Source organism: Marinobacter sp. ST-43, from assembly GCF_030541085.1.
GTDB classification, from domain to species: Bacteria; Pseudomonadota; Gammaproteobacteria; order Pseudomonadales; family Oleiphilaceae; genus Marinobacter; species Marinobacter nauticus.
On sequence record NZ_JASSVO010000038.1, the window covers coordinates 1 to 4,166 of the forward strand.

At 50.4% G+C, this 4,166-nt stretch carries 8 protein-coding genes and 1 pseudogene; 1 reads left to right on the forward strand and 8 read right to left on the reverse strand.

What is annotated here, in order from left to right:
- Nucleotides 1-233: 233 nt before the first annotated feature.
- Nucleotides 234-425 carry a CsbD family protein gene (locus QPL98_RS19160; RefSeq protein ID WP_113878835.1) on the forward strand — a complete coding sequence of 64 codons (192 nt, stop codon included), beginning with the start codon at nucleotides 234-236 and terminating at the stop codon, nucleotides 423-425.
- 82 nt (nucleotides 426-507) lie between these two features.
- Here the strand turns inward: QPL98_RS19160 and QPL98_RS19165 are convergent, their stop codons facing one another.
- From QPL98_RS19165 to QPL98_RS19200, 8 genes and pseudogenes are all read right to left on the reverse strand, one after another.
- Nucleotides 508-828: a GNAT family N-acetyltransferase gene (locus tag QPL98_RS19165; RefSeq protein WP_303293842.1), complete on the reverse strand. Its 321-nt coding sequence runs from the start codon at nucleotides 826-828 to the stop codon at nucleotides 508-510.
- 102 nt (nucleotides 829-930) lie between these two features.
- Entirely contained in the window at nucleotides 931-1,179 is a 249-nt protein-coding gene (locus tag QPL98_RS19170) for a hypothetical protein (protein WP_303293843.1), read from the reverse strand.
- A gap of 509 nt (nucleotides 1,180-1,688) precedes the next feature.
- On the reverse strand, nucleotides 1,689-2,009 hold the full coding sequence (locus tag QPL98_RS19175; RefSeq protein ID WP_303293844.1) for a hypothetical protein: 321 nt from the start codon (nucleotides 2,007-2,009) through the stop codon (nucleotides 1,689-1,691).
- Between the two features lie 89 nt (nucleotides 2,010-2,098).
- The gene (locus tag QPL98_RS19180; protein ID WP_303293845.1) at nucleotides 2,099-2,455 is read right to left on the reverse strand and encodes a hypothetical protein; all 357 of its coding nucleotides are present in this window, start codon (nucleotides 2,453-2,455) and stop codon (nucleotides 2,099-2,101) included.
- Between the two features lie 98 nt (nucleotides 2,456-2,553).
- The gene (locus tag QPL98_RS19185; protein ID WP_303293846.1) at nucleotides 2,554-2,865 is read right to left on the reverse strand and encodes a hypothetical protein; all 312 of its coding nucleotides are present in this window, start codon (nucleotides 2,863-2,865) and stop codon (nucleotides 2,554-2,556) included.
- A 34-nt stretch (nucleotides 2,866-2,899) separates the two neighbouring features.
- Complete coding sequence (locus QPL98_RS19190; RefSeq protein WP_303293847.1) at nucleotides 2,900-3,403, reverse strand: hypothetical protein; 504 nt, start codon at nucleotides 3,401-3,403, stop codon at nucleotides 2,900-2,902.
- 116 nt (nucleotides 3,404-3,519) lie between these two features.
- Nucleotides 3,520-3,765 carry a hypothetical protein gene (locus tag QPL98_RS19195; protein WP_158011873.1) on the reverse strand — a complete coding sequence of 82 codons (246 nt, stop codon included), beginning with the start codon at nucleotides 3,763-3,765 and terminating at the stop codon, nucleotides 3,520-3,522.
- Nucleotides 3,766-3,851: 86 nt separating this feature from the next.
- Nucleotides 3,852-4,166 (reverse strand): annotated as a pseudogene (locus tag QPL98_RS19200) (hypothetical protein); the annotation flags it as partial.

The window sequence follows — 4,166 nt, forward strand, 5'->3', positions numbered from 1 at the left end:
TGGGGAAATCAGGCAGCCTGCCAGGGTGGCAGCTTTGCCGTGGAATCAGTGGCAGCTTTCGCGTGGAATGGGTGGCAGGCTTCGTCTGGAATCAGTGGCAACCTTGGTCTGGAATACGCAAATCACAGCAAATTGGCATTGCTTTAATCGATGCCAATCTCCATGCACTGAAGTTCTGGCCTTCGGTCCTGCATCCAGGGATCTACTCAGGGGCCAACAATGAGGAGGATGCTATGAATAACGACATTTTGGAAGGCAACTGGAAACAGCTGAAAGGTAAGGTGCGCGAAAACTGGGGCAAATTAACCGACGATGACGTGGACCAAATCGGCGGTAAAAGAGAGCACTTTATCGGCAAGCTTCAGGAAAAGTACGGCATGAAGAGAGACGAAGCAGAGAAAGAATGGGACAAGCTCACTAACTAATCGTCGTTTTTATTCTTGAGCCTGGGCCGATGGTGTGACGTATGCCATCGGCCGCTCGCTGCTCCCCTCCCCCCTTCCAAAACTAAACTAAGCCCTCGCGGACGTTGAGATTGTGCATTGGCACAATGACCCTACCCCAGAACTCTGACCTGATGAAGTAGCCAAAATCTAGAACGCCCTCTATCTGTTTAACGCCGCAGAACCCGATGAATTCATCAGTCTCTGCCTCTGCGACAACGAACCGGGACGGATGAGCGAGCGCACTTTCGAACCATGACCCAGCCTCATCTTCGGTCAGAGCGCGGCGGGGCCCAAGAAACCTCATTACCTCAGTATCACGAAGCATGGCTACTACAGCCGCTTTGTCTTGATGAAGAAGTTCCCTCAGTTTCACCGCAGTCATAAGTCTGAATTCACTGGATAACGCCAATAATAAGCGACGCCCGACTAGGGCGTCCGGTGGACTGCCGATAGGCCGGGAACCAACTTAATTGATTGGTTATATTTACTCGTCGTCCACGGCCTTCAGTATCTGATGTGCAAGTTCCCTGGCTTGGTCTGCGCTCAGTGAGACGGGCAAAACTTGATAAGACAGAAGACTCTTCGCAACGACCTTCAAACCCACGCCTTTCTCTCCGTTCTCAAGCACCAGCTCGACGAGATCAATGCGCTGTTTCAGGGGCCCCTTTCCCAGAGCATCAACCGCTGCTAGCTTTCCGATATTCCTGCCTCGATAAAGGCTGAACAAGCCCATAACCGCTCCCTAGGAAATATAACGCCAGTGGTAAGGGATGCCGACGGAGTGCCGCGTAGTTGGCGTCCCTTACCACCTTGTTATGCCTCAGTCCGAATAAATTTTTCATAGCACTCACAGCAGAGCCAAGTGCGACCGTCTATGGTGTAGCCTTCACCTGACTCAGGATCATCTGTTTCGTACAATGACCACCAACATATTTCACAATGGTCGTGATTCCAACCATCCTCAACAAGCTCTGTATATTCAGGACGATAGCTTTGGCCGACGTACTCTGACGTTTTACCTTTGGATACGAGAGCGGCTCTTGGCAGCCACTTCCGCTTTACCCATAGCTGCGCCCGAGCCCATTTTATTTGCTCATCAATATCGGAAATTTTCCACTCATCGCCATGTATGGATACGTACTCGTCCATGTTTTCACAAGGCATAACGCCGGTGGTAATGGGCGCCAACGGAGCGCAGCATAGTTGGCGTGGACTTCCCCCAGCGTCCCGTTGACCACCTGGTTATGCCAGTTGTTGCAGCCAGTCACGAAACCACTCCGTTGGCATTTGCTCTTCCTCGAAATTCTTCGTTCGGAGTTCCTCTGGTGAGTAGGTGTTCGCCAAATACAAATCCCACTGTGTTTCCACATCAGTGAGGATTGGCAACAACGACTCTATGTCCTGCTCCGCATCAACTTCGAGATACTCACACCAAAATCTGTCACACCACTCCGCAATTTGCTTATGGGAGTATGGCGACTTTTCCGGCTCTGCACCCCACTTCAACATCTTAAGCGCCGCTTCCCGTGTAAAAGGCATTTCTGCCGGTGTGCTCATTTCCATACTAGGTGGCTCGCACTAAAAGGTCATAACGCCTTGGGTAAGCCGCCGGTACGGAGCGCAGCGCAGTACCGGTGTACTTCACCCACTTGTTAAGCATCATTTTCGGCGTACCGAATAAGCCGCTCACACCACTGCTCTAGAGTAAATGAGGGCTCAATTCCCGATAGATCTGGAACAACTTCTTTGGCCACAGAAACCTCAAGATCACCAAACAGCTCGACTATAGCCTCGACTTCGCTTTCCTGAAGCACTACGCGAAATAAATCAGTCTCTTTTCCACCTTCGTGCTTCTCAGGCTTTTCTATCGGGCCTCGCTCAATGCTCGATTGTAGCTTTTTCGCGAGCTTTGGATGCGATGGAAGAACCACATCAATGGTTTCTTCTATCACTGATCTGCCAAGCACATTCGCCGCCTTAGCGAACTCTCTATATTCAGACTGGTTCATGGTGAGCACTTAACGCTGAGGTAACCGGAGCCGAAGCGCCAGCGGAGGGAGCCAAAAGCGGTACGCTTTTGGTGTCCGGTGACTGCCTTATTAAATGTTTACTCACCAGCCTTGGCCTCCCTCCATGACCGTACGGCCTCCGCGGCCATGTCGGAAAACCGCTTGGAAACGTCTCGACCTTTGAATCTTGATTTTGTATCCGTAGCTACTGGCACCGAATAATGAATCTCATGTGCTAGCCGGTTCAGGTATTGATGACCGCCCGCATCGTAGGCAGCACGCTCATCATCGTTGAGCTGGATCATGAAGGTATATCCGAATGCACTCATGTTGCAGTACGCATCCAGATATAAATGGCCTTCATGCTCAAACAGGAACCAAGCCCAGTTTTCAGTATCGACGACCTTCACGAATACACACTTCAAGCGGAACGCAGCGGCGCGCTTAATGAGCGTCTGGCTGCCGTGGTTGGTTATGTATTCTTAATTGCAGAAATACCCCCCAAATGCTGCTCGGGATAAAGCTTAATAGCATAATAACTACATACCCGGATCGCATAAATGCTATCGAAGAAATTAGTGAATGCAGGAAAAAGCCAGTCACCACAAAAATTTTAGCATTCATACCACCCACTTTTTCGTAGCTATGCGCAGCTAAGTACCCAGCGCCAGTGCTCACGAAAACAAACACTAGAACCAAGAAACTTAGCCGGAGTGCATTGATAAACTCTTCACCAACCAAGGATGACCATACATAGGAGAGGTACCAAATAGTTACAGCCCCCATGACTTCTCCAGAAAACAGAAATCCGAAGGCTCTTCCAAGCGAGGCAGGGCCTGAAGGAGCGGGCGTATAGAAAAATGCTTTGACTAACCGGTAAGCCCCAAAAGCGACGACTAACGCCGGGAGCGAAGAGATTGCAGCTCCTCTAATTAACTCGAAATCCAAGCCCAGCTCCCTAGAGTACATAACGCCGACGTTTAGCGGCGCTCATACAGCGCAGCGAAATGGACGTCCGATGTAGGGCCGAAGGCCCGAAACGAACTACAACAACTGGTTATGCGCTATAACTGTCGCTTCTTCAGATGCCGCCAAATTCCCCATGCAATGATCGACGACAGGATGATCGTGCCCGGTGGAACCACTACGAGCAACAGAATACCTAAACCCATGTCATCTACTAATTCCGCCCGCGTGGATGCCCCAGTCGCCCACATTTCGTAGAGCACAACAGCCTCGGCCAACGCATTCCAGAACACGATCGCGCTTACCATGGTGCCAATTATTGTAAAAATAACGCGTCTATTCATGGACATAACGCCGATGATAAGCGGCCCGACAGGGGCGTCTGGTGGAGGCCGCCAAACCGGAACGAACTTAATCGATTTGTTATAACCTACCCGAACAGTGCCACGTTGATCATAGGCTTAATGTATACACGGACACCATAAGGCATTGGTTGCTCCCCGTCATAGCGCGAACCAAAACACTTTGACGCGGCAAACTCCAAATACTCGCCAGTAGAATCAAGCCTGCGTGCTATACCAGGGCAATCGGTAACCCGCATGGAGAAAATTGGCTTCTCAATGCCTAAGGAGGGTCTGATTAACGCCTGATTTATCGCTGAATCGCTTTTCAACTCGAAAAAAAGCCATTCAAGCGCGATTTTGGCGTTATCACCCTCTGTTTTGTTCGATTTTTGCCTATTTCC

Excerpts from the sequence above, each read along its gene's own strand:
- QPL98_RS19160 (WP_113878835.1), top strand. The coding sequence starts at position 234 with ATGAATAACGACATTTTGGAAGGCAACTGGAAACAGCTGAAAGGTAAG.
- QPL98_RS19165 (WP_303293842.1), bottom strand. The coding sequence starts at position 828 with ATGACTGCGGTGAAACTGAGGGAACTTCTTCATCAAGACAAAGCGGCT.
- QPL98_RS19170 (WP_303293843.1), bottom strand. The coding sequence starts at position 1,179 with ATGGGCTTGTTCAGCCTTTATCGAGGCAGGAATATCGGAAAGCTAGCA.
- QPL98_RS19175 (WP_303293844.1), bottom strand. The coding sequence starts at position 2,009 with ATGGAAATGAGCACACCGGCAGAAATGCCTTTTACACGGGAAGCGGCG.
- QPL98_RS19180 (WP_303293845.1), bottom strand. The coding sequence starts at position 2,455 with ATGAACCAGTCTGAATATAGAGAGTTCGCTAAGGCGGCGAATGTGCTT.
- QPL98_RS19195 (WP_158011873.1), bottom strand. The coding sequence starts at position 3,765 with ATGAATAGACGCGTTATTTTTACAATAATTGGCACCATGGTAAGCGCG.